Source organism: Streptomyces sp. NPDC005728 (assembly GCF_040630895.1).
Classification (GTDB): Bacteria; Actinomycetota; Actinomycetes; order Streptomycetales; family Streptomycetaceae; genus Streptomyces.
The window spans coordinates 56,612-76,482 of sequence record NZ_JBEXYL010000012.1; the positions used below are offsets into that span (position 1 = coordinate 56,612).

At 71.7% G+C, this 19,871-nt stretch carries 22 protein-coding genes, 1 pseudogene and 1 riboswitch; of the genes and pseudogenes, 10 read left to right on the plus strand and 13 right to left on the minus strand.

Annotated features, from left to right (window positions below; genetic code table 11):
• The first annotated feature begins 61 nt into the window (after window positions 1-61).
• Window positions 62-2,272, plus strand: a complete 2,211-nt coding sequence (locus ABZ471_RS11400; protein ID WP_359064934.1) for a LuxR C-terminal-related transcriptional regulator — start codon at window positions 62-64, stop codon at window positions 2,270-2,272.
• 346 nt (window positions 2,273-2,618) lie between these two features.
• Here the strand turns inward: ABZ471_RS11400 and bioD are convergent, their stop codons facing one another.
• The 3 genes from bioD to bioB are packed head-to-tail and all read right to left on the minus strand — an operon-like array spanning window position 2,619 to window position 5,803.
• Complete coding sequence (gene bioD, locus ABZ471_RS11405) at window positions 2,619-3,335, minus strand: dethiobiotin synthase (RefSeq protein ID WP_359064936.1); 717 nt, start codon at window positions 3,333-3,335, stop codon at window positions 2,619-2,621.
• A 1-nt stretch (window position 3,336) separates the two neighbouring features.
• A complete protein-coding gene (locus ABZ471_RS11410; RefSeq protein WP_359064938.1) occupies window positions 3,337-4,626 on the minus strand; it encodes an adenosylmethionine--8-amino-7-oxononanoate transaminase in 1,290 nt (429 codons plus the stop codon).
• Window positions 4,619-5,803, minus strand: a complete 1,185-nt coding sequence (gene bioB, locus ABZ471_RS11415; protein WP_359064940.1) for a biotin synthase BioB — start codon at window positions 5,801-5,803, stop codon at window positions 4,619-4,621. Before bioB ends, ABZ471_RS11410 begins: the two co-directional genes overlap by 8 nt.
• 147 nt (window positions 5,804-5,950) lie before the next feature.
• Between bioB and ABZ471_RS11420 the strand changes: the two genes are divergently transcribed.
• Window positions 5,951-7,078: an 8-amino-7-oxononanoate synthase gene (locus ABZ471_RS11420; protein ID WP_359064942.1), complete on the plus strand. Its 1,128-nt coding sequence runs from the start codon at window positions 5,951-5,953 to the stop codon at window positions 7,076-7,078.
• An 81-nt stretch (window positions 7,079-7,159) separates the two neighbouring features.
• Here the strand turns inward: ABZ471_RS11420 and ABZ471_RS11425 are convergent, their stop codons facing one another.
• Window positions 7,160-7,384, minus strand: coding sequence for a DUF397 domain-containing protein (locus ABZ471_RS11425; protein ID WP_359064944.1), 225 nt, complete (start codon window positions 7,382-7,384; stop codon window positions 7,160-7,162).
• Window positions 7,385-7,393: 9 nt separating this feature from the next.
• The gene (locus ABZ471_RS11430; protein ID WP_359064946.1) at window positions 7,394-8,254 is read right to left on the minus strand and encodes a helix-turn-helix transcriptional regulator; all 861 of its coding nucleotides are present in this window, start codon (window positions 8,252-8,254) and stop codon (window positions 7,394-7,396) included.
• 211 nt (window positions 8,255-8,465) lie between these two features.
• Here ABZ471_RS11430 and ABZ471_RS11435 point away from each other — a divergent pair, with 211 nt between their 5' ends.
• Window positions 8,466-8,918 carry an ATP-binding protein gene (locus tag ABZ471_RS11435; RefSeq protein WP_359064948.1) on the plus strand — a complete coding sequence of 151 codons (453 nt, stop codon included), beginning with the start codon at window positions 8,466-8,468 and terminating at the stop codon, window positions 8,916-8,918.
• A 162-nt stretch (window positions 8,919-9,080) separates the two neighbouring features.
• Here ABZ471_RS11435 and ABZ471_RS11440 read toward each other — a convergent pair whose 3' ends face one another.
• Window positions 9,081-10,019 carry a LysR family transcriptional regulator gene (locus ABZ471_RS11440; protein ID WP_359064950.1) on the minus strand — a complete coding sequence of 313 codons (939 nt, stop codon included), beginning with the start codon at window positions 10,017-10,019 and terminating at the stop codon, window positions 9,081-9,083.
• A gap of 83 nt (window positions 10,020-10,102) precedes the next feature.
• On the opposite strand from ABZ471_RS11440, the gene ABZ471_RS11445 reads away from it, so the two are divergent.
• Window positions 10,103-10,720, plus strand: a complete 618-nt coding sequence (locus ABZ471_RS11445; RefSeq protein ID WP_359064952.1) for a LysE family translocator — start codon at window positions 10,103-10,105, stop codon at window positions 10,718-10,720.
• 7 nt (window positions 10,721-10,727) lie between these two features.
• On the opposite strand, the gene ABZ471_RS11450 is transcribed toward ABZ471_RS11445, so the two are convergent.
• The 6 genes and pseudogenes from ABZ471_RS11450 to ABZ471_RS11475 form a co-directional block, all read right to left on the minus strand.
• Window positions 10,728-11,201: a C40 family peptidase gene (locus ABZ471_RS11450; protein ID WP_359064954.1), complete on the minus strand. Its 474-nt coding sequence runs from the start codon at window positions 11,199-11,201 to the stop codon at window positions 10,728-10,730.
• Window positions 11,202-11,204: 3 nt separating this feature from the next.
• Window positions 11,205-11,428, minus strand: a riboswitch (cyclic di-AMP (ydaO/yuaA leader).
• Between the two features lie 339 nt (window positions 11,429-11,767).
• Window positions 11,768-12,076, minus strand: a complete 309-nt coding sequence (locus ABZ471_RS11455; protein WP_359064956.1) for a hypothetical protein — start codon at window positions 12,074-12,076, stop codon at window positions 11,768-11,770.
• A gap of 7 nt (window positions 12,077-12,083) precedes the next feature.
• A complete protein-coding gene (locus ABZ471_RS11460; protein ID WP_359064958.1) occupies window positions 12,084-12,716 on the minus strand; it encodes an ATP-dependent Clp protease proteolytic subunit in 633 nt (210 codons plus the stop codon).
• Between the two features lie 175 nt (window positions 12,717-12,891).
• Window positions 12,892-13,221, minus strand: coding sequence for a tyrosine-type recombinase/integrase (locus tag ABZ471_RS11465; RefSeq protein WP_359064960.1), 330 nt, complete (start codon window positions 13,219-13,221; stop codon window positions 12,892-12,894).
• A 127-nt stretch (window positions 13,222-13,348) separates the two neighbouring features.
• Window positions 13,349-13,965 (minus strand): annotated as a pseudogene (locus tag ABZ471_RS11470) (DUF6879 family protein).
• 165 nt (window positions 13,966-14,130) lie between these two features.
• Window positions 14,131-14,676: a hypothetical protein gene (locus ABZ471_RS11475; protein ID WP_359064962.1), complete on the minus strand. Its 546-nt coding sequence runs from the start codon at window positions 14,674-14,676 to the stop codon at window positions 14,131-14,133.
• A 621-nt stretch (window positions 14,677-15,297) separates the two neighbouring features.
• Here ABZ471_RS11475 and ABZ471_RS11480 point away from each other — a divergent pair.
• Complete coding sequence (locus ABZ471_RS11480; protein WP_359064964.1) at window positions 15,298-15,774, plus strand: hypothetical protein; 477 nt, start codon at window positions 15,298-15,300, stop codon at window positions 15,772-15,774.
• Here ABZ471_RS11480 and ABZ471_RS11485 read toward each other — a convergent pair.
• On the minus strand, window positions 15,743-16,120 hold the full coding sequence (locus tag ABZ471_RS11485; protein ID WP_359064966.1) for a hypothetical protein: 378 nt from the start codon (window positions 16,118-16,120) through the stop codon (window positions 15,743-15,745). The genes ABZ471_RS11480 and ABZ471_RS11485 overlap by 32 nt on opposite strands.
• A gap of 227 nt (window positions 16,121-16,347) precedes the next feature.
• Here ABZ471_RS11485 and ABZ471_RS11490 point away from each other — a divergent pair, with 227 nt between their 5' ends.
• The 5 genes from ABZ471_RS11490 to ABZ471_RS11510 all read left to right on the plus strand — a co-directional run bounded on the left by ABZ471_RS11490 (window position 16,348) and on the right by ABZ471_RS11510 (window position 19,863).
• A complete protein-coding gene (locus ABZ471_RS11490) occupies window positions 16,348-16,629 on the plus strand; it encodes a type II toxin-antitoxin system Phd/YefM family antitoxin (protein ID WP_359064968.1) in 282 nt (93 codons plus the stop codon).
• A gap of 221 nt (window positions 16,630-16,850) precedes the next feature.
• Window positions 16,851-17,153 (plus strand): urease subunit gamma, encoded by a 303-nt coding sequence (locus tag ABZ471_RS11495; protein ID WP_359064970.1) that lies wholly within the window; start codon window positions 16,851-16,853, stop codon window positions 17,151-17,153.
• A gap of 10 nt (window positions 17,154-17,163) precedes the next feature.
• Window positions 17,164-17,475, plus strand: coding sequence for an urease subunit beta (locus ABZ471_RS11500; protein WP_359064972.1), 312 nt, complete (start codon window positions 17,164-17,166; stop codon window positions 17,473-17,475).
• Complete coding sequence (locus ABZ471_RS11505; RefSeq protein WP_359064974.1) at window positions 17,468-19,189, plus strand: urease subunit alpha; 1,722 nt, start codon at window positions 17,468-17,470, stop codon at window positions 19,187-19,189. Before ABZ471_RS11500 ends, ABZ471_RS11505 begins: the two co-directional genes overlap by 8 nt.
• Complete coding sequence (locus tag ABZ471_RS11510) at window positions 19,189-19,863, plus strand: urease accessory UreF family protein (RefSeq protein WP_359064977.1); 675 nt, start codon at window positions 19,189-19,191, stop codon at window positions 19,861-19,863. The genes ABZ471_RS11505 and ABZ471_RS11510 overlap by 1 nt, the downstream gene beginning before the upstream one ends.
• Window positions 19,864-19,871: the final 8 nt, after the last annotated feature.

Below are 19,871 nucleotides of genomic sequence, written 5' to 3' on the forward strand. Positions count from 1 at the left end.
GCCGCATCGGTGAAGTCGCCAGTCTTTACTAGTCAACTAACCCGCCAGTAACGTCGATGGTGTGGTGACTCCGGTCAACCCCCCACCCCAGCACCGCACTTCGCCACCCCACCCGTCCGGCGCCACCCCGGCACCGTCGGAAGCCGTCCGTGTCCGGCTGCTGCGGCTCGTGTACGACGATCCGCGCGCCGCCGCCGAAGCCGCTGTGCGCCTGACCGCCCGCCAGCGGACGGGTGTCGACCCCTTGCCCACCGAACCCACCGCCCTGGCCCCGGGGTTGCTGCGTGCCCTGAGCCGGAAGATCCGCACGCTGCCGGACGACACGCGACGCCTGCTGCTCCTCGCCGCAGCGGACCAGCATCCGGTGGCCGCCCACGCCTGGCTGCGTGCGACGGCGGCGGCCCGGCTCGACACCCGCCCGCTGGAGGCCGCCGAGGCGGCCGGCATCGCCCATGTCACCGCCGCAGGCGTGGTCTTCCGGGACGACTGGACGAGGATCGCCGCCTACGAGGCCGCCTCCCCGGCCGACCGGCGCGAGGCCCACCGACTGCTCGCCCGGGTGCTCGGCGGCAGCAGCGAGGCCGCCCGCCGGTCCTGGCACCGGGCGGCGGGCGCCCTCGGCCCCAGCCGACGTCTCGCGGCCGAACTGCGCGCCGCGGCGGACCGGGCCCGTGCGGCGGGACAGCCCGCCCTGGCAGGCGTCCTCGCCGAACGCGCCGCCGCACTCTGCCCCGACCCGCGCGAACAGGCCCGCCTCCTGGCCCGCGCGGCCGCCGACGCCTGGCACTCGGGCCGGCCCGACCGGGCCCGCCGCCTCGCCTCCCGCACCGACACCCCCGCGCTCGACGGCATCTTCGCCCTCCGCGCGGGCAACGCGCCCGAAGCGTTCGACGCCCTGCTCACCGCAGCAGCCCACCAGCAACGCCCTGCTGAATTCGTCCGGTTACTGGCCCTGGCCGCCGACGCGGCCGTCTACACCGGTGACCTGAGACGCTGCCACGAAGCCTGCGCACTCGCCCACCGCCGGGGCATCCCGCCACCGGGCATCCTGTCCGGCCTCGCGGCGGCGGTCGAGGGCGACTACGAGAAGGCCGGCGACCACCTTCGGGCGACGGCGGGCCGCCACGATCCCAGCACCACGCCCACCCCGCACGCGCCCGGCGACACCCCCGCACTCCACCTCCAGGTCGGCATGGCCGCCCTGCTGCTCGGTGACCACACCCGTGCCGCCACCGCGACCTTGCGCGCCGCCGCCTCGGCCCGGGCCGGCGGCACCCCCGCGACCGAGACCCAGGCCCTGGAGTTCCGGGTGTACACCGACTTCTGGACCGGACGCACCCGTGTCGCCGAGGCCGCCGCCCAGGAGGCGCTGCGGCAGGCGTATGCCACCGGGCAGGACAACGGTGCCTGCCATCTCCAGGCGGCGCTCGCCATGTTCGCCGCCGTCACCGGCGACGAGCAGGCCTGCCGGGAGCGCGCGGCGGCCGCTCGGGCGCATGCCCTCGCCCGCGGTCTCGGTCTGCCCGCCGCCCTCGCCCAGTGGGCGCAGGCCTTCCTCGACCTCGCCGCCGGCCGCTTCCCCGCCGCGGCGGCCCGGCTGCGCGCCCTCGCCGGATTCGGCCCCGGACACGGCCACCGCGCCATCCGGCACCTGGCCGCCCCGCACTATGTGGAGGCCGCCGTCCGCACCGGCGACACCCGGGTGGCCCGCGCCGCCCACGCGGACTACGAGCGCTGGGCCGGCGTCGTGGGCAGCCCCGACGACCTCGCTCTCAGCGCCCGATGCCGGGCCCTGCTCGCACCCGGCACCGAGGCCGTCGAGCACTACCGCACCGCCCTCGACCTGCACGCCCGGGGCACCCGCGACCTCGAACGCGCCCGCACGGAGCTGCTGTTCGCGAGCGCCCTGCGCAGGCTGCGGCACCGCGCCGAGGCCCGCGACCGGCTGCACAGCGCGCTGGAGGCCTTCGAGTCCTTCGGCGCCCCGCACTGCGCGGCCCAGGCCCGGGCGGAACTCCGTGCCCTCGGCGCCCCGGTGTCCGCACCCGCCGCCGGATACCCCGACGCCCTGCTCACGGCCCAGCAGCTGGCGGTCGCCCGCATGGCCGCCGAGGGCGCCACCAACCGCGAGATCGCCGGCCGGCTGGCGCTCAGCCCCCGCACCGTCGACCACCACCTGCGCGGAGTCTTCGCCCGCCTGGGCATCCGCTCACGGATCGAACTGGTACGGCTGCTCGACGGCCCCCAGGGCGAGGCCACGGACAACCACTGAATCCCTGTCGGCCCTGCGTACGTATCTCAATCACCGGAAACCACGCAGCCGTACATGCAGGGACGCTCACCGCGGTGAGGCAGGACGTCATGCTGGAACACCGGCGGGAGATCTCCGCCCGGGTCGCTGACCAGTACGATGCACTCGCCCGGCGCCGCAGCCGCCGCCGGGCCGGTGCCGCAGCGCGCGACGGACGAGCGCTGACACCGCCGCCCGACACAGGGCGTCCGGTGCGCCAGGAATCGAACGACACGGCGGCATGATCCGTGTGCCCGGGTGGAGCGCGCCTTCCTGCCGGGACGGCAGAAGCCTTGGGCAGGCTCTGTCGTCCCAGGTCAGAACTCCGTCAGGGTGCCTGTCGGATTCGGAACGCCTCCGCGTCCCAGGTCCCGTCCAGGCGGGGCGCCAGCCAGCCCGGTGCCGCCGCGCGGAAGCCGGCGGGCGGGAGCGCACCCGCCCCGGCGGGCAGCGCACCGAGCAGGGGGGCGCCGGCGACCTCCGGGAGGTCCATGACGTTGCAGCGGGAGGCGAGGTCGGGGGCGTCGGGCCAGCTCCCGATCACCACGCCGGCCAACTCCAGGTCCCGCGACCGCAGTTCACGCGCCGTCAGTTCCGTGGTGTTCAGGGTGCCGAGGCCCGCGGCGGCGACGACCAGCACCGGCGCGTTCAGGAGCCGGGCCGCGTCCGCCAGGGTCCCGCCCGCCGCGTCGAACCGGACGAGCAGCCCGCCCGCCCCCTCGACCAGCACCAGATCGTGCTCGGTCGCCAGCTTGGCCGCGGCCTCGGCCACCTCGTGCGGATGCACCGGGGCCATCCGGGCCCGCCGAGCGGCCGTACCCGGTGCCAACGGCTCCGGATAGCGGGCCAGCTCGGTGGCCGTCACCGGACCCGCGAGCCGGGCGACCTCGTCCGCGTCACCGCGCTCGTCCGGCCGTACCCCCGTCTGTGCGGCCTTCAGCACGGCCACCGAACGCCCGGCCGCGAGGGCCGTCGCGGCGACGGCCGCGGTCGTGACCGTCTTCCCGACCTCGGTGCCCGTGCCCGTGATCACCAGTACCGGCATCTCATCCCTCCCGTGCCGCGGCGCACACCGCGCGTGCGATCCGTGCCACGTCCGCGTCCCCGGTGACGTACGGCGGCATCGTATAGACCAGGTCGCGGAACGGGCGCAGCCACACGCCCTCCCGCACGGCGGCCCGGGTGGCCGCGGCCATGTCCACCTCGTGGTCGAGCTGGACCACCCCGATGGCGCCCAGCACCCGGACGTCCTTCACGCCCGGCAGGTCCGCGGCCGGCGCGAGTCCCGCACGCAGGCCCGCCTCGATCCGCCCGATCTCCGACCGCCAGTCCTGTCCGAGGAGCAGTTCGAGAGAGGCACAGGCCACGGCCGCCGCCAGCGGATTGCCCATGAACGTCGGCCCGTGCGCGAGCACCGGCACATCGCCCCGCGAGATCCCGTCGGCCACCCGCGCGGTACAGAGCGTGGCCGCCATCGTCAGGTAGCCGCCGGTCAGCGCCTTCCCCACGCACATCACGTCCGGAGCGACGCCCGCGTGCTCCGCAGCGAACAGCGCACCCGTGCGCCCGAAGCCGGTGGCGATCTCGTCGAAGACCAGCAGCACGTCATGCGCGTCGCACGCCTCGCGCAGCACCCGCAGATAGGCGGGGGAGTGGAACCGCATCCCGCCCGCGCCCTGCACCACCGGCTCCACGATCACCGCGGCCAGCTCATCGGCATGCCGCCCGATCAGCTCGCGCAGATGGTCGGCGTACGACTCCTCGTACTCCACCGGCGGCGCCTCGGCGAACACCTGGCGCTGGAGCACGCCGGTCCACAGCTCGTGCATCCCGCCGTCGGGGTCGCACACCGACATCGGCTGCCAGGTGTCGCCGTGGTAGCCGCCCCGCCAGGTCAGCAGCCGCTGCTTCGCGGGGCGGCCGAGCGAGCGCCAGTACTGCAGGCACATCTTCACGGCGACCTCGACCGACACCGACCCGGAGTCGGCCAGGAACACATGCTCCAGACCGTCGGGTGACATGTCGACAAGGAGCTTCGCGAGGCGTACCGCGGGCTCGTGAGTGAGCCCGCCGAACATCACATGGCTCATCCGCCCCAGCTGCTCGCGCGCCGCCTCGTTGAGGACCGGGTGGTTGTAGCCGTGGATCGCCGACCACCACGAGGACATGCCGTCGACGAGTTCGCCCGAGCCGTCGGCCAGCCGCAGCCGGACCCCGCTCGCCGACTCCACGACGAGCGGTTCGACCCGCCCGGGCATCGGACCGTACGGATGCCACACGTGTCGCCGGTCCAGCTCCAGCAGCTCGGGCACGCTCAGGCCGGACGGGTCAGGCATTGGGCGCGAGATCCGTTCCGGCGCCCCGGCGGCGGACGGCTACGAGGTCGGTGCGCGGCTCGTTGACGGCGGGCGCCGCGGCCGTACCGCACACGTCCGCTCCCTCGTGCGAGCCGCAGACGGATCCGCACCCGGCGCTCTCGTGCGACCCGCACCCGCCCGCGACGGCGTCCGCCCGGTGCTCCGGCAGCGTCACCTGGTCGGCGCCCTCCACCTCGAAGCCGGCGTCCGCGATCAGCTCCAGGTCGGTCTTGCCGGCCTGGCCCTCGCTGGTCAGGTAGTCGCCGAGGAAGATCGAGTTGGCCAGGTGCAGGGCGAGGGGCTGCATCGTGCGCAGGTGGACCTCGCGGCCGCCCGCGATGCGCACCTCCACGTCCGGGCAGACGAAGCGGACCATCGCGAGGATGCGCAGACAGCGCTGCGGGGTGAGATTCCACTCCTGGGAGAGCGGGGTGCCCTCCATCGGGATGAGGAAGTTCACCGGAACGGAGTCCGGGTCCAGCTCGCGCAGCGAGAAGACCACGTCCACCAGGTCCTCGTCGGTCTCGCCCATACCGGCGATCAGACCCGAGCAGGCGGAGAGACCGGCCGAGTGCGCCTTCTGCACCGTGTCCACCCGGTCGGCGTACGTGTGGGTGCTGGTGATGTCCCCGTAGGTGGCCTCGGAGGTGTTCAGGTTGTGGTTGTAGGCGTCCGCGCCCGCCTCGCGCAGCCGTTCGGCCTGGCCCTCGGAGAGCAGACCGAGGCAGGCGCACACCTCGACGCCCTCGTTCTGGTCCTTGATCGCCTTGATGGTCTGGGAGACCCGGTCCACGTCCCGGTCCGTCGGGCCGCGCCCGCTGGCCACCAGGCAGACCCGCTTGGCCCCTCCGGCCAGGCCCGCCGCGGCCGCCTGGGAGGCCTCGTCGGGCTTGATCCAGGTGTACTTGAGGATGTCGGCCTTGGAGCCGAGCCGCTGGGAACAGTAGGAGCAGTCCTCCGGGCACAGGCCGGACTTGAGGTTGACCAGGTAGTTGAGTTTCACGCGCCGGCCGAACCAGTGCCGGCGCACCTTGCCGGCCGCGGCCACCACATCGAGCAGGTCGTCATCGGAGGTGGCGAGTACGGCGAGTGCTTCTTCGCGGGTCGGCAGCTCGCGCCGAAGCCCCTTGTCCACCAGCGTGTTCAGCAGGTCCATGGGAGCCGATCCTGTCCTACGTGGCCGTCTCGGGCCAAGGAGAGTTTGCACAACACTGGCAGATCGACGTGTGGGTATTGCCACACCGTGGGCGGCGGGTCGTGCGGCTAGTGTCTGTCCGCTACCTACAAAAGCCCCGGAGGACCCATGGCGTTCGGCTGGATCGACGAGCAGGCCGAGGCGCGCCGCCGCGCAGGACTCGTACGGACGTTGCGCCCGCGCCCCGCCGACTCGCCGCTGCTGGACCTCGCGAGCAACGACTACCTGGGCCTCGCCCACCACCCCGAGGTCGTCGAAGGGGCGGCCGGGGCGGCCCGGACCTGGGGCGGTGGCTCGACCGGCTCCCGGCTGGTCACCGGCACCACCGAGCTGCACACGGCGCTGGAGCGCGAGCTGGCGGACTTCTGCGGTGTCGAGGCGGCCCTGGTCTTCTCCTCCGGCTACGCCGCCAACCTTGCCGCGGTCACCGTGCTCGGCCCGCACGGCTCCCTGATCGTGTCCGACGCGGGCAACCACGCCTCGCTCATCGACGGCTGCCGGCTCGCCCGGGGCACCACCCAGGTGGTCGGGCACGCCGATCCGGAGGCCGTGCACAAGGCGCTCGGCACGCACGAGGGGGACGCGATCGTCGTCTCCGACACCGTGTTCTCCGTCGACGGTGACGCGGCGCCGCTGGCCGCACTGGCCGAGGCGTGCCGGGCGCACGGCGCGGGGCTGGTCGTGGACGACGCCCACGGCCTCGGCGTGCTGGGCGACGGCGGCCGGGGCGCGCCGCACGCGGCCGGGCTCGCGGGCGCCGAGGACGTGGTCGTCACGGCCACGCTGTCCAAGTCGCTGGGCAGCCAGGGCGGGGTGGTGCTGGGTCCGGCCAGAGTGATCGACCACCTGGTCAACGCGGCCCGGACGTTCATCTTCGACACGGGCCTGGCTCCCGCGGCCGCCGGCGCGGCGCTCGCGGCGCTACGGCTGCTGCGACGCGAACCGGCACGAGCCGAACGGGCCCGCGCGGTCGCCGCCGAGCTGCACGCACGCCTGACCGCCGCGGGTCTGGAGGCGGTACGTCCGGACGCCGCGGTGGTCTCGGTGCGGGCTCCGTCCCCGGAGCAGGCCGTGCGCTGGGCGGCCGACTGCCGTACGGCAGGACTGGCCGTGGGCTGTTTCCGTCCTCCTTCCGTGCCCGACGGCATCTCACGGCTGAGGCTGACCGCCCGCGCGGACCTCTCCGGGGCCGAGATCGAACGCGCTGTACGTGTGATCGGCGAAACGCGACCATGAGTCGGCGTGACACGGCCGGGTATCGCACGAAAGTGATCGGATCTGATCAGTAGGGGTCGGTCGGATCGGAGGGGGAGGGGATCACCGCAGCGTGGTCATGAAGCCCGCCCAGCTCTCGGGGGAGAAGAGCAGTGCGGGTCCGGCCGGCTGCTTGGAGTCGCGCACGGCGAGCAGTCCGGCCCCGGGGCCGGAGTACGGCCGGGCCGTCTCCACGCAGTTGTTCGCTCCCGTGCTGTAGCTGCTGCGCAGCCATGGCACGTCGTACAGATCGGTACTGGCAGGGACGTTCCGAGGCAGTGCTGACATGGTGCCTCCTTACGCGCCGTCACCTATCCCGGCGATGTAATCCAACGAGTCCTCGGGTGAAAGGGCGTGGATCTGAAGGGTGTTGAAGGCCTCCAGGTAAGCCTTGAGGTCTTCTTTCCGTTCCAGATAGAGGCTACTCGTCAACTGGTCGAGAACAACCACATCCAGATCAGAAGTGCTCGGAAATGAGAAGATAACGAAAGGCCCCGTGAGGCCGACATGCGCTCCCGTGGCGAACGGCAGTACCTGGAGCCGCACTTGGGGCAGACGGGCGGCCTCGACCAGCCGCTTCAGCTGCCGCGCCATCACCTCGGGCCCGCCGGTCTCGCGCCGGAGCACCGCCTCGTCCAGTACCGCGGACAGCTCCAGCGGTGGATCGGAGCGCAGCACGTCCTGCCTGGCCAGGCGCACCTCCACCAGCGCGTCCAGACGCTCCTCGTCCACCCCCTCCAGGGCCGCCCGGGTCACGGCGCGGGCGTACTCGGGCGTCTGCAGGAGACCGGGGACCACCGTGGTCTCCAGGGTGCGCATCCCGCTGGCCTGCGACTCCAGGCTGATGAAGTCGCGATAGGTGGGCGGCAGGATCCCACGGTAGGCGTGCCACCAGCGGCTGCGGCCGCCCGCCTCCTCGGAGCCCGCCAACATCAGCAGCAACTCGCGCGGTTGTCCGTCCCGCACCCCGTAGGCGTCGAGGAGTAACCGCACATCGGCCGGTTTCACCCCGCTGGCGCCGGTCTCGATGCGGCTGACCTTCGACTGGTGCCAGCCCACCAGACGGGCCGCCTCACCACTGGTGAACCCCGCACCGGTGCGCAGCGCGCGCAGTTCGGCGCCCAGTTTGCGGCGCCGCACCGCGGGACCGTTCTGCATGGGTACTCCTTACTCCTTCCGGGCCGCCCAAATACGGTCTCCCGTCGCAGAGTTCACCGCTTTGAGCGACAGATATATGCATATCCTGGTGGATCGCTCCCCCGACCGGCCCGGTGATGGCAGTCTGGCGACGAAGCACCAGTCCGGGACCGTACTCGAACCATCCGCTCCTCGTCGGACTGCGGTCCCGTGGGAAAGGGACGACGTCGCCATGGCAGACCATCTGGAAGCATCCGTCACTCTGCCGAGCGATCCCGCCTCGGTCTCCGCCGCCCGCTCCTACGTGGTGGGGACCCTCGCGGAGTGGGGCCTCCCGTCGGACACCGACGTGGCCGACACCGTGCGGCTGATCGTCTCCGAACTCGCCACCAACGCCGTACAGCACACTTTCGGGCAGTCACCCACCTTCACGGTCGACATCGCGCTGCACCATGACGAACACCTGCGCATCGGCGTCACGGACAGTCATCCGCGCTTTCCGAAGAGACTGCCCGCGGCCGTCCAGCAGGACAACGGGCGCGGCATGGTCATCATCCGCTGGCTCACCGCCGAGTGCGGCGGCAAGCTCCGCGTCCGCCCCACCCGCGAAGGCGGCAAGACGGTCTCCATCGAACTCCCCTGGACCATCCCGGCCGAACCGGTCCCGGCAGGCCAGGAGCCCTAGGACCTGTCCGGCGGATCATGCGCTGCTGAGGCACCGTCGGCTGAAGCCGGCCTTTTCCGCCGGACAGGCCCTAGCCCGCGCCGCAGGTCGACCAGCAGTTCCGACCCCGGTCTTCTTCGCCATCACGGCAGCGGAGCCAAGCCCACCCGGCCGGGCGACGGGTCAAGGAGACGGGAGCTGACGCACCGGCGTCCGCTGCGCCCGGCCGAACGCGCCGTGCAGCAGGGCCCGGAACGCCTCCGCCGCCGGAGCGACCTCGTCGGCCCGGTAGGCGACCGAGATCGTACGGCGCAGCCGCCCCGGCTCCAGCGGCCGCACCCCGACCGGAGTGACCGCGGTCCGCGCGACCATCTCCGGTACGACGGCCACCCCGAGCCCGGCGCTGACCAGTGCGCACACCACCGCGTACCCCGGCGTCGGCACGAGCAGCGCCGCGGTGGCGCCAGCCTCGGCGAGCAGCGCCTCCACCTCCCGCCGGGCCGGATGGTGCGGCGCCATGCTGATCAGCGGCTGCCCGGCCAGCTCCTCCAGCGGCAGCCGGGACGAGGCACTGCTCAGGGCGTGGCCCGGGGCCGTCACCAGCACCAGCTCCTCCACCAGGACCGGCTCCAGCGCGACCGAGGCCGGTACCGGGGCGGCCTCGCCCGGGTGGTAGGCGTGGGTCAGCGCCAGGTCCACCTCGCCGGCCGCCACCGCGCCGACCCCGGTCGGCGGATCGTAGTCCGCGACCGACAGCTCGACATCCGGGTGCGCCCGGCGGAACGCGCTCAGCGCCGGCGGCAGCAGATGGACGCCCGCGGTCGGGAAGGTGCCGAGCCGCAGCACCCCGCCCGAGAGGCCGGTCAGCCGGGCCAGTTCGTGCCGGGCCTGCTCCAGCTCGTCCAGTACTCGCCGGGCCCGCGCCACCAGCACCTGGCCCGCCTCGGTCAGCCGGGCCCCGCGGTGGTGCCGTACCAGCAGTGTCGTGCCGGCCTCCCGCTCCAGCTTGGCCAGCTGCTGGGAGAGAGCGGGCGGCGTGTAACCGAGCCGGTCGGCGGCCCGTGTGATGGAACCCGCCTCCGCTACGGCGACCAGGGCGGCCAGCCGGGTGGGGTCGTACATGAGGCCAGCCTAAAGCACTGCTTAAGGCAGACCCTTCTCATTCGAAATACCTGCTGAAGGCTCTCTCCGTGCACGCTGGCCGCATGGACGGACAGCTCATCGCCTTCACCGTGATCGCCGCCGGACTCGTCGCCATGCCGGGCGCCGACTTCACGGTGGTCGTACGCAATGCCCTGGTCTCCCGCCGGGCCGGCGCGGTCTGCGGGCTCGGTATCGCGGGCGGTCTCCTGGTGCACACCACGCTGGCGGTGGCCGGGGTCGCGGCCGTGCTGGTCGCCGTACCCGCGCTGTTCCGCGCGCTGCAACTCGCGGGCGGCGCCTATGTGCTGCAGCTGGGCGTGCGGACCCTGTGGTCGCTGCGGCGGCCCGCCGGCGGTTCCGCCGAGGCGGCGCCGTCGGCCGCGCACCCGCTGCGGCAGGGCTTCGTCACCAACGTCCTCAACCCGAAGGCCTCGCTGACCTTCCTCAGCCTGCTTCCCCAGTTCGTGCCGTCCGGCGGTTCCGCACTGCCCAGGACGCTGTTGCTCGCGCTGATCGTCTGCGCGCTGGCGCTGGTGTGGTTCCAGATGGTGGCCCTGCTGGTGGACCGGCTCGGCAGGTGGCTGCGCCGTCCCCGGGCCGCCCGCATGCTGCAGACGGGCACCGGGGTGGCGCTGACGGTCCTCGGAGCGGCCCTGTTGCTGGAGCCGCTCCTGCCCTGAGTCCGGGTCAGCTGACCCGGCCGTACCAGACGCTCCTGCTCCAGATCTTCTCCAGCCGCACCACGGACCCGGTCTTCGGGGCGTGCCAGATCTTGCCCTTACCGGCGTAGATGCCGACGTGGTAGACGCTGGACCCCGAGTGGAAGAACACCAGGTCGCCGGCCTTGCGGTTGCCGGCCGAGATGTGGTGCGTCTTGTTGTACTGCTGGGCGGCCGTACGCGGCAGCTTCTTGCCCGCCTTCTTGAACGAGTAGAGCGTCAGCCCCGAGCAGTCGAACCTGCGCGGCCCGGTGGCGCCCCACGCGTACGGGGCACCCTTCTTGGAGGCCGCGATCTGCAGTGCCTTGGTCCCTATGGTGGCGGCCGAGGCGTCGGTGGCGAGCCCCGGTACCGCGATCGAGCCGCCCACGGCGGCGAGGGTGAGGGCCGAGGCCGTACCGGCCCGGGCCATGAGCGACGGGACACGATTGAGCGCAGTCATGCGCAACCCTTCGTCAGCCGCCTGTGAAGGATGACCTGTCGGATTCGGGCTGGCGAAGTTGCCCGGCCGCGTTGCCGCGGCTTCACCCCAAGGGCTGCTCGGCACGACCGCCCGTCTGTGACGAACGTTCGTCCCGGCGACCCGTCTTGCTCGGGTCCTCCACTCCTGCCGATCCACTCCTGTCGACCGGTCATCCGCGCGGCGGCAGGACTCGGCGTCCGCCCGGATCGCCCCGCCGCTGTGGCGGGGGCTTGTCGTCAGTCAGGGATCTTGACTCACGCCGGTCGGAAAATCCCAACGGAATCGGGAGTTTGTGGCGTTACTCACCACTCACCCGTTCGGGTGGACACTGCTCTGTTCGAGTCACCGTCAGATCTCGTACGTAGCCCCCGACCTGGGGCGGAGCACTTCCGCCCGGACCCGGAAAGCGCGTGCTGCGCAAGCCGGGAGGCCCGGAAAAAAATCTGAAGATACGCCGGCCGGGGGTACACCGTTCGGACCGTTTCAGCTCCGGCCCGGACGGTGTGTCGACAGGTGGGTCCCGCCGGGCCGGACGTGCGTCCGGGTCAGCCGACGCAGTCCGGCGGGAGCACGACGCGAGCGGTACGGCGCTCTCCGTCGAGCACCCTCAACGCCCGTGCCAGCGTGTCCCCGTGCAGCTCCGTCTCGCCCCGGTGGTGCATCAGGGCGAGCGCGTCCCGTAGTTCGGCCGCCTTGCGCACCAGGGCCTGCGCCGCGCGCAGCCCGCGGTAGGTGTCCCCGGTCTGCGCCGGGTTGATCCGGCCCAGCAGGTCGACCGCCTCCAGGTAACGGTCGATCAACTCGCCCTCGGCACGCGTCAGTGCGGGCAGCGGAGGAAGTTCCGGTGGCAGCATCGACGGCTCACCCCGCGTGGGTGCCGGGGGTGGCCCCGCGGCTCGGGACGACGCCGTCCACCAGTCCGTAAGCGAGGGCGCCCGGCGCGTCCAGCACCAGGTCCCGCTCCAGGTCCTGGTGGACCTGCTCGACGCCGCGCCCGGTGTGCCGGGCCAGCATCTCCTCCATCAGTGTGCGCATCCGGGTCAGCTCATCGGCCTGGATGACGAGGTCGCTGGGCTGTCCCTGCGCCGGCTCGGGCAGTGCGGGCTGCTCCAGCACCACGCGCGCGCCGGGCAGGATGAACCGCCTGCCCGGCGTCCCGGCCGCGAGCAGGACCGCTGCGGCCGAGGCGGCCTGGCCCAGGCAGTAGGTCTCCACGTCGCAACTGACGTACCGCATCGTGTCGTAGACCGCCGTCATCGCGCTGAACGAGCCGCCCGGGGAGTTGAGGTACAGCGTGACGGGCCGGTCCGGGGCGGCGTGTTCGAGGTGCATGAACTGCGTGATCACATCGGTCGCCGCCGTGTCGTCGAGCGGTGTCCCGAGGAAGACGATCCGGTTCTCGAACAGCTTCGAGTAGGGATCCAGGGTGCGGTGGCCCGTGCTCGTGCGCTCGGTGAACTCGGGCAGGACGTGACGGGCGGACGGTCGGGTCATGGGCATACCCCTCCTCAGCGACAGGGCCTCGGTCGGCCTCGCTTCTGTAAAAAATGTACAGGATGTACGTGACCTTAGGGGCGGACGCATTCTGGTGATTGCGAGGAAGTAGCAGCTCAGAGGCGCCTTTTCGGCGTCAGCGAGGGTTGATTTCTCACGATTTCTCACACGGCGCTCAGGTCGCGGATTCGTCACCGAAGCCCAAGAGGACCGTCAGGTGTTCGGAAGCCGCCCGTAGATCCTCCGGGCCCGGACGGACGTAGACGCGCTTCGTGAACGACGGGCTCACGTGCCCCGCCCACGCCGCGAGGACGACGTCCTCGAACCCGTTGACCGCCAGGAACGTCAGACAGTTGTGACGAGCGTCGTGCAGCCGCACCTGTCGCATCCCGAGTGATCGCATCAGGGAGTGGGCGCTCTCGCGCAGATGACGTGTCGTCAGCGGCTGCCCGAGGTGGTCGACGAACATGTGGCCGGACGGCAAGTAGTAGCCACCCGGGGACATCTGCTCGATCTCCTGCAGGGCCTTGAAGGCGATCAGAGCCTGCCGTGCGGGTGCCGGAAGGCGGCCTCGGCACGCAGCTCGCGCAGCCGGGCACCGAGGGCTTCACGGGCCGTCTGGAAGTCGGTGGTCACACGGTCGATACCTGCCGGGCGAACTCCTGCGTAGGCACAGCGTGATGCCAGGCAGCGTCTCGGTCCTGGCGGGCGGCGAGCACCTCGGCTGGCTCTTCGGTGATGTACACGCCGAGGATGATGTCGTCCTCGTCGAACGCGAACCGGGCGACTGAGGCGTCTGTCGAAGAGCCAGAGGTCGTAGTCGGCGCAGGCGCTCGAACCGCTTCCCGGCGGCCGTCCGCTCGGCAACGCTTTCCCGCCACGTGCTGGCCGGGTCCTGGGTGATGTCCTCGCCGGCCTGCCGGCGTGCCCACTTGGCGCTGTTGCGGTCGGAGGCGTAGCCACGTCGGGTCTCAAGCCGCCAGGCGGTGTGCCGGAACTCGCGGGACAGGTGGGAGATCGAGAACGACGGCTGCAGTTCCGGCGCTGGTGCGTTCGGGGCGTACCAGGTGAGCAGGCTGCGGGGGACGCGGACGAACGTCTCGGACGGCTTCACGTCCCGCAGCTGTACTTGGTGCTCCGGGTTGGTCTCGCGGTCGCCCTGGACGAGGATCTCGTCGGTGCCCGCGATCTCGTCGAGGGTCGGGCAGTCGCCGCCGTCGCCGGTGGTGCCGAGGAACCTGAGCGCCATGTCGCCTCCGCTGCCGGGTGGTTGGACTGACCTGCACGGCCGCCCGACGACAACGGCCCCGCCCTCACCCCCTGCCCCGGCATCCCCGAGGCGCTGCGCGCCCGACTGTCCGAACTGGACTCCCGGGTCGTCCGGTCGGGGACGAAGCGCGCGGAACTACGACGCTCAGCCCAGCTGGTCGAGAGCAGCCTCTGCCCGATCGGCCCTGGCAAGGAGACGGTCTCGTCTGCGGGGCCACCACAGCAGATCGGCCAGGAAGAGCGCGACCACCAGCCACGAGGCGATGGTCTCGCCGGTGGAGCCCGTCACGGTGTCGTACACGGCGAGAACGACCGTGAGCGCGGTGACGAGCAGGACGACCCAGCGGCGCAGCCGGTCCTCCTCGGCGATCCGGCGCAGGGCGCCGGCGTACTCCACGACCGAGGATGCCAGCCGGGGATCGCCGATGGCCTCACCACGCCGGGTGGCGCGCACCACCGCTGCTCGATCGGCGCCGCTCAGACCCTTGGCGCCAGGCCAGGCCCTTTCCATCCGGCGCGCCACCCGGGCTCCGTAGAAGAGACTCAGCGCCACGAAGACCACGACGGTGCCCGCCCACGACCGGGCCTCGACGAGAACGAAAGCCCCGAAGAAGACCCCGGTGGCGAAGCCGGCACAGGCACCCCGGCTCACCGCCCCCCGTTTCCACATCCAGCCCGGAACGAGAATCACCTGTCCACGGTGGCCGTCATCCCTCCCGGGGGCAACGACCGCACCGGCACGTCGGCACAGGCGCACGGCGCACGACGCACGCGCCGCCTCGTCTCCTCACTGTCGTGGCAGGGCGCCGGTCGTGTGTGTCCAACGGATACGGGTGGAGCCGAAGCCCGTCTCAAGGTTCCGGATGTGGGTGCACGAGGTGCACCGCAGGCGCAGTTCGGACAGGTCACCCGGGCTCGGCGCCCGATGTCCGCCTGCGGATCAAGCGGAAGCGCGGCCGTCCCCACGCTGTTCATGACCGGACACAGGTGCGCCCTCCTGCCACGACAAGAGCACGTGGGGCACGTCACAGCAGCTCTGTGAACTGGCGCCGAATCACCTTTCCGGCACGTTATGAAGCTCATATGGACTACGAGTGACGAGTCGTGAAGTTGCGGGACGGTGCGGTCGGGCATATTTCGAGGCACCCTGTCGCCGGACAAATGTGCAGGATTCGAAACCTCGAATCGAATAGGCGCGGGATCTCGCGGGGCCGGACCTCGTACACCCTCGAAACAAGGAGGGGCGCTCGTCATGCAAGTAGCCACTCGATCAAGGACACAGTCCCGGTGCGCGCACTGGGGAGCCCGGCTCATGGGCGCCGGCCTGACCGCCGTAGTGGCCCTCGGCGTCGCTGCCAGCCCCGCGCTGGCGCAGGCGGGAGCGCCGAGTGGCGCGGGCGTGCAGCCTGTCGAAGTACCCTTCCCGGGCGGGGATCCCGTGTGTCCCGACGGATCGACCGCGCTGAGGGTCAACGAACCGTTCAGCGAGGGATCGACGAACATCAACATCCCCGGTGACGGGACGCTCACCCTCACCATCCACGGCTCGGACAACCAGACGTTCGACTTCACGATCAACGGCAGCACCGCTGCTCGTCAGGTCTTCGTCAAGGGTGGCCCGAACCAGAACCTGTACAACTACGACGCGGCCCACGGCTTCCCCAACGGTGTCTCGGCCGACACCGCCCTCCATGCCCCCCTCGGCGCAGGCCCGAACGGCAGCAAGTTCTTCGGCCTCAGCCACATCGACTTCTGCTTCATCCCCAGCCCGTACAACGGCGGCGTCTGACAGCAGCGGAAGTCGGGGCCCTGCACCACGGGCCCTCCGGACTCCCGTATGCGGCCATGGGGCGGTCCCCACGGACCGCCCCATGGCCGACGCGCTTGCCGCGGTCGGCGCGGCGGGCCTGCTCGCTGGCTCGCTCGAACTCGACGGCGGTGGCCTCGATGGTGTCGGTCTCCGGCATGTCGTCGACGGTGGAGACGTCGGCCGGGTCCAGCGCGGTGATCTCCTCGGCGGCCGGCGTCTCGGCCGGGGCGACGGAGTGGATGGAGTCGGCGGCGGTGTCGACGAGGGTGCCGATCAGGTCGTGCACGGTCCAGGCCTTGCGAGGGGTCAGGAGAAGGTTGAGCACAGCGGACCGTGGGGCGACGGGGTACACGCGCCAACAGGTGCGGCCCATCGTGCTGGCCGGCGACGACTCGGCCACAGGGGAGTCGTGAACGGGGTGGCGCACCCGCCGTCGTCTTGCACATATCTCACGGAGTACCGATGAGGCGACGGCCACCACCGTACTGACCTGGACTTTCTCCGTATTCCATGGACCTCCTGGACCTCATGGACGCCCCGTAAGCTAGGGGCATGGCCTATGAGATTCCGGTGACGCAAGCCAGGGCTGAGCTCGCCGACCTGATCAACCGGGTGGTGTACGGCGGTGAGCGCGTCGTCGTGACGCGGCACGGCAAGCCGTTGGTCGCACTGGTCTCGGCCGCCGACCTGGAGCGGCTCGACGCCCTCGACGAGCCGGCCGGGGAGCAGCAGGTGGTCACCTCGGTGACCGGGGTCCGCGAGGCCGCGCCCCCGACCCGGGAGCAGCAGCGGTTCGGGATCGCGGCGGAGCACCGGAGGCCCGGCGTCTCGTAGCCGGGTATGTGCGGGCCCATCGCGCAGTCATACGTTGATCAAGGTCTGGTTAACGTCGCTGAAACTCCGGCGAACTAGCCTGCCGATCCACGCCACCAGGGGTTTTTCTGCCCGCATTCATCACCGTCGGGCGAATTTGTCTGTGTGTTACACCTATCCCGTCGTGGTGGCTGCGGCAACCGGACCCCGCACGGTCCGGAGCAAGGACTGTGAGGTGGGACGTGCAACTGACCCCGCACGAGCAAGAGAGGCTGCTGATCCATGTGGCGGCCGACGTGGCCGGGAAGCGCAGGGCCCGTGGGCTCAGGCTCAACCACCCGGAGGCGGTCGCCCTCATCACGTCGCACCTCCTCGAGGGCGCGCGGGACGGCCGCACGGTCGCCGAGCTGATGTCCTCCGGCCGTAAGCTCCTGACCAGGGACGACGTCATGGACGGCGTCCCAGAGATGATTCACGACGTTCAGGTCGAGGCCACCTTCCCGGACGGCACCAAGCTCGTCACCGTCCACGAGCCGATCATCTGAGGGGGCCGCGATGATTCCCGGAGAGGTTCTTTTCGCGGACGGCCCGGTCGTCTACAACGAGGGCCGCGAGGTCACCCGGCTGACCGTCCTCAACGCCGCCGACCGGCCCGTCCAGGTCGGCTCCCACTACCACTTCGCCGAGGCCAACCCCGGCCTGGAGTTCGACCGGGCCGCCGCGCGCGGCACGCGGCTGAACATCGCCGCCGGCACCGCCGTGCGCTTCGAGCCCGGCATCCCGGTCGACGTCGAACTCGTGCCCCTCGCCGGCGCCCGGATCGTGCCCGGGCTGCGCGGGGAGACCGGAGGTGCGCTCGATGCCTGAGATCTCCCGTGCCGCCTACGCCGACCTGTTCGGACCCACCACCGGCGACCGCATCCGGCTCGCCGACACGGACCTGCTGATCGAGATCGAGGAGGACCGCTCCGGCGGTCCCGGCCTCGCCGGCGACGAGGCGGTCTTCGGCGGCGGCAAGGTCATCCGCGAGTCCATGGGCCAGTCGCGGGCCACGCGCGCCGAAGGCACCCCCGACACGGTCATCACCGGTGTCGTCATCGTCGACCACTGGGGGATCGTCAAGGCCGACGTCGGCATCCGCGACGGACGGATCACCGGCATCGGCAAGGCGGGCAACCCGGACACGATGGACGGGGTGCATCCGGACCTGGTCATCGGTCCGGAGACCGAGGTCATCGCCGGCAACGGACGGATCCTCACGGCCGGCGCCATCGACGCGCACGTCCACTTCATCTGCCCGCAGATCGCCGACGAGGCGCTCTCCGCCGGCATCACCACTCTGGTCGGCGGCGGCACCGGGCCCGCCGAGGGCTCCAAGGCGACCACCGTGACGCCGGGCCCCTGGCACCTGGCCCGGATGCTGGAGGCGATGGAGCAGTACCCGCTCAACATCGGCTTCCTCGGCAAGGGCAACACCGTCTCGCACGAGGCGATGCTCTCCCAGATCCGCGGCGGCGCCCTGGGCCTGAAGCTCCACGAGGACTGGGGCTCCACCCCGGCGGTCATCGACGCGTCCCTGACCGTCGCCGAGCGCACCGGCATCCAGGTCGCCATACACACCGACACCCTCAACGAGGCCGGATTCGTCGGCGACACGCTCGCCGCGATCGCCGGCCGGGGCATCCACGCCTACCACACCGAGGGCGCCGGCGGCGGGCACGCGCCGGACATCATGACCGTGGTCTCCGAGCCGCACGTGCTGCCCAGCTCGACCAACCCGACCCGGCCGTACACCGTCAACACCGCCGAGGAACACCTCGACATGCTGATGGTGTGCCACCACCTGAACCCGGCGGTCCCGGAGGACCTGGCCTTCGCCGAGTCGCGGATCCGGCCGTCCACCATCGGCGCGGAGGACGTCCTCCACGACCTCGGCGCGATCTCGATCATCTCCTCCGACTCCCAGGCCATGGGCCGCGTGGGCGAGGTCGTCCTGCGCACCTGGCAGACCGCGCACGTGATGAAGCAGCGGCGCGGCGCGCTGCCCGGCGACGGACGGGCGGACAACCGACGGGTACGGCGGTACGTCGCCAAGTACACGATCAACCCGGCGCTGGCCCAGGGGCTCGCCCGCGAGGTCGGCTCCGTCGAGCCCGGCAAGCTCGCCGACCTGGTGCTCTGGGAGCCCGCGTTCTTCGGGGTCAAGCCGCACCTCGTCATCAAGGGCGGCCAGATCGCCTACGCACAGATGGGTGACGCCAACGCCTCCATCCCGACGCCGCAGCCGATCCTGCCCCGGCCGATGTACGGGGCGATCGGACGGGCGCCGGCCGCCAACTCGTTCAACTTCGTGGCACCGCTGGCCATCGAGGACGGCCTGCCGGAGCGGCTGCAGCTGGGCAAGCGCTTCGTCGCCATCGACTCCACGCGCGGGGTGACCAAGGCGGACATGCGGGAGAACGACGCCCGTCCCCAGGTGCGGGTCGACCCCGACAGCTTCGCCGTGCACATCGACGGCGAGCTGGTCGAGGCGGCACCGGCCGCCGAACTGCCCATGGCCCAGCGCTACTTCCTCTTCTGATGTCCAGGGCAGCACTGCTCGTCCTGGCCGACGGCCGCTTCCCCGCCGGAGGGCACGCGCACTCCGGCGGGGCGGAGGCCGCCGTCAAGGCGGGCCGGATCACCTCCGCCGCGAGCCTGGAGGACTTCTGCCGGGGGCGGCTGCACACTGCCGGGCTGGTCGCGGGCGCCCTCGCTGCCGCCGCCGTCCTGGGCGTCGAGCCCCGGGAGCTGGACGCGGCCGCGGACGCCCGTACGCCCTCGCCCGCGCTGCGGACCGCGGCGCGCAGGCTTGGCCGGCAGCTGATGCGGGCCGCACGGGCGAGCTGGCCGTCGGCCGAACTCGACGCTTTGGCAAGGGAGTTCCCCAAGGGGACGCACCAGCCGGTGGTGCTCGGACTCGCCGCCCGTGCGGCCGGTCTTGGGCCCGTGGACGCGGCGTACTGCGCGGTGTACGAGAGCGTGAGCGGGCCGGCGACGGCCACGGTGCGTCTGCTGAGCCTTGATCCGTTCGACGCGACGGGAGTGCTGGCACGGTTGGCCCCCGAGCTGGATCACGTCGCGGACGCGGCGGTGGACGCCGCCCGGAGGGTGCTCGACGAAGGTGTCGATGCCCTGCCCGCCGCGTCGGGGCCGTTGTTGGAGGTCGGTGCGGAGTGGCACGCGGCCTGGCCGGTGCGACTGTTCGCATCGTAGAAACTGGA

What these genes read in the sequence shown, in the direction of transcription:
- ABZ471_RS11445 (WP_359064952.1), top strand. Translation starts at nt 10,103, where the DNA reads ATGGACGGACAGCTCATCGCCTTCACCGTGATCGCCGCCGGACTCGTC.
- ABZ471_RS11510 (WP_359064977.1), top strand. Translation starts at nt 19,189, where the DNA reads ATGTCCAGGGCAGCACTGCTCGTCCTGGCCGACGGCCGCTTCCCCGCC.
- ABZ471_RS11455 (WP_359064956.1), bottom strand. Translation starts at nt 12,076, where the DNA reads ATGCTGCCACCGGAACTTCCTCCGCTGCCCGCACTGACGCGTGCCGAG.
- ABZ471_RS11435 (WP_359064948.1), top strand. Translation starts at nt 8,466, where the DNA reads ATGGCAGACCATCTGGAAGCATCCGTCACTCTGCCGAGCGATCCCGCC.
- ABZ471_RS11410 (WP_359064938.1), bottom strand. Translation starts at nt 4,626, where the DNA reads ATGCCTGACCCGTCCGGCCTGAGCGTGCCCGAGCTGCTGGAGCTGGAC.
- ABZ471_RS11450 (WP_359064954.1), bottom strand. Translation starts at nt 11,201, where the DNA reads ATGACTGCGCTCAATCGTGTCCCGTCGCTCATGGCCCGGGCCGGTACG.
- ABZ471_RS11480 (WP_359064964.1), top strand. Translation starts at nt 15,298, where the DNA reads ATGGGCGCCGGCCTGACCGCCGTAGTGGCCCTCGGCGTCGCTGCCAGC.
- ABZ471_RS11430 (WP_359064946.1), bottom strand. Translation starts at nt 8,254, where the DNA reads ATGCAGAACGGTCCCGCGGTGCGGCGCCGCAAACTGGGCGCCGAACTG.
- ABZ471_RS11440 (WP_359064950.1), bottom strand. Translation starts at nt 10,019, where the DNA reads ATGTACGACCCCACCCGGCTGGCCGCCCTGGTCGCCGTAGCGGAGGCG.
- bioB (WP_359064940.1), bottom strand. Translation starts at nt 5,803, where the DNA reads ATGGACCTGCTGAACACGCTGGTGGACAAGGGGCTTCGGCGCGAGCTG.
- ABZ471_RS11490 (WP_359064968.1), top strand. Translation starts at nt 16,348, where the DNA reads ATGGCCTATGAGATTCCGGTGACGCAAGCCAGGGCTGAGCTCGCCGAC.
- ABZ471_RS11500 (WP_359064972.1), top strand. Translation starts at nt 17,164, where the DNA reads ATGATTCCCGGAGAGGTTCTTTTCGCGGACGGCCCGGTCGTCTACAAC.
- ABZ471_RS11420 (WP_359064942.1), top strand. Translation starts at nt 5,951, where the DNA reads ATGGCGTTCGGCTGGATCGACGAGCAGGCCGAGGCGCGCCGCCGCGCA.
- bioD (WP_359064936.1), bottom strand. Translation starts at nt 3,335, where the DNA reads ATGCCGGTACTGGTGATCACGGGCACGGGCACCGAGGTCGGGAAGACG.
- ABZ471_RS11505 (WP_359064974.1), top strand. Translation starts at nt 17,468, where the DNA reads ATGCCTGAGATCTCCCGTGCCGCCTACGCCGACCTGTTCGGACCCACC.
- ABZ471_RS11465 (WP_359064960.1), bottom strand. Translation starts at nt 13,221, where the DNA reads ATGTCCCCGGGTGGCTACTACTTGCCGTCCGGCCACATGTTCGTCGAC.
- ABZ471_RS11460 (WP_359064958.1), bottom strand. Translation starts at nt 12,716, where the DNA reads ATGACCCGACCGTCCGCCCGTCACGTCCTGCCCGAGTTCACCGAGCGC.
- ABZ471_RS11425 (WP_359064944.1), bottom strand. Translation starts at nt 7,384, where the DNA reads ATGTCAGCACTGCCTCGGAACGTCCCTGCCAGTACCGATCTGTACGAC.